Source organism: Aquibacillus saliphilus, from assembly GCF_020404745.1.
Taxonomy (GTDB): domain Bacteria; phylum Bacillota; class Bacilli; order Bacillales; family Amphibacillaceae; genus Aquibacillus; species Aquibacillus saliphilus.
Map to the genome: position 1 here is coordinate 1 of NZ_JAIZAP010000037.1, position 1,495 is coordinate 1,495.

At 47.3% G+C, this 1,495-nt stretch carries 9 tRNA genes and 2 rRNA genes; all 11 read right to left on the reverse strand.

From position 1 onward, the window contains the following. Positions 1–129 precede the first annotated feature (129 nt). Positions 130–205, reverse strand: a tRNA-Ala gene (locus LD272_RS21225). A gap of 13 nt (positions 206–218) precedes the next feature. Then, positions 219–295 (reverse strand) — tRNA-Pro (locus tag LD272_RS21230). 4 nt (positions 296–299) lie between these two features. Further along, positions 300–376 (reverse strand) — tRNA-Arg (locus LD272_RS21235). Between the two features lie 4 nt (positions 377–380). Next, positions 381–469: transfer RNA gene (locus LD272_RS21240), tRNA-Leu, on the reverse strand. 15 nt (positions 470–484) lie between these two features. Then, positions 485–559, reverse strand: a tRNA-Gly gene (locus LD272_RS21245). 5 nt (positions 560–564) lie between these two features. Next, positions 565–649 (reverse strand) — tRNA-Leu (locus tag LD272_RS21250). 32 nt (positions 650–681) lie between these two features. After that, positions 682–757 (reverse strand) — tRNA-Lys (locus LD272_RS21255). A 32-nt stretch (positions 758–789) separates the two neighbouring features. Further along, positions 790–865 (reverse strand) — tRNA-Thr (locus LD272_RS21260). A gap of 7 nt (positions 866–872) precedes the next feature. Then, positions 873–945 (reverse strand) — tRNA-Val (locus tag LD272_RS21265). Between the two features lie 27 nt (positions 946–972). Beyond that, positions 973–1,088, reverse strand: a 5S ribosomal RNA gene (rrf, locus tag LD272_RS21270). Between the two features lie 287 nt (positions 1,089–1,375). Next, a 23S ribosomal RNA gene (locus LD272_RS21275) occupies positions 1,376–1,495 on the reverse strand; the annotation flags it as partial.

Genomic DNA, 1,495 nt, shown 5'->3' on the forward strand with positions numbered 1-1,495 from the left:
CAGCGTTCGTCCTGAGCCAAGATCAAACTCTCCATAAAGTTTATGAGCTTGATTGCTCGTTCAAAAAACTAGCTTAATTTCTTACTTAACATACTGGTTGTTTCGTTCAGTTTTCAAGGATCAAAATAATGGTGGAGCCTAGCGGGATCGAACCGCTGACCTCCTGCGTGCAAGGCAGGCGCTCTCCCAGCTGAGCTAAGGCCCCATAATATAATCGATGGTCGGGAAGACAGGATTTGAACCTGCGACCCCTTGGTCCCAAACCAAGTGCTCTACCAAGCTGAGCTACTTCCCGTTAATGGTGCGCCCGAGAGGACTCGAACCTCTAACCTCTTGATTCGTAGTCAAGTGCTCTATCCAATTGAGCTACGGGCGCTAAATGGTGCCGAGGGCCGGACTCGAACCGGCACGGTGGAAACCCACCGCAGGATTTTAAGTCCTGTGCGTCTGCCAATTCCGCCACCCCGGCATGGCATGATGAAACTGGAGCGGAAGACGGGATTCGAACCCGCGACCCCCACCTTGGCAAGGTGATGTTCTACCACTGAACTACTTCCGCGTATATGGTGCGGGTGGAGGGACTTGAACCCCCACGTCATAAGACACTAGATCCTAAGTCTAGCGCGTCTGCCAATTCCGCCACACCCGCTAAATTAGTTGTTTTGCAAAAGCAAAAAACTTTGGTGAGCCATGAAGGACTTGAACCTTCGACCCTCTGATTAAAAGTCAGATGCTCTACCGGCTGAGCTAATGGCTCTTGATTTAGCTATTGATATAAAATTTACTAGATGGTGCCGGCCAGAGGACTTGAACCCCCAACCTACTGATTACAAGTCAGTTGCTCTACCAGTTGAGCTAGGCCGGCATTACGATGGAGGATGCAGGGCTCGAACCTGCGACCCCCTGCTTGTAAGGCAGGTGCTCTCCCAGCTGAGCTAATCCTCCGACTATAATTTCGTTTTATAATTTGATGCCTGGCGGCGTCCTACTCTCGCAGGGGCAAAGCCCCAACTACCATGGGCGCTGGAGAGCTTAACTACTGTGTTCGGCATGGGAACAGGTGTGACCTCTCCGCTATTGCCACCAGACTTTATATATTTTTTGGGACAAGATATATTATATAAAGATTGAACTTAAATTGCAAGTCTTTTTTTATATAATATTTTTAAAGGCAATGCACCTTCAAAACTAGATAAGAAAAACAAGACATCAACGTGAAAACAAAACGACATTCATAAGCTTTCGCTTTATCATTCTAGCTTCGACTCCCAAATCCTCGCTGTTATAAGCAATCCCTCTCCAAGGCTAAAAACCAGCCTTTACGTGGTCTTACTTATCCAGTCGGATTTAACCGGTCGTCTACGCTTCATAATTTTTAGTTAAGTCCTCGATCTATTAGTATTCGTCAGCTACACGTGTCACCACGCTTCCACCTCGAACCTATCAACCTCATCGTCTCTGAGGGATCTTACTCATTTAAAATGATGGGAAGTCT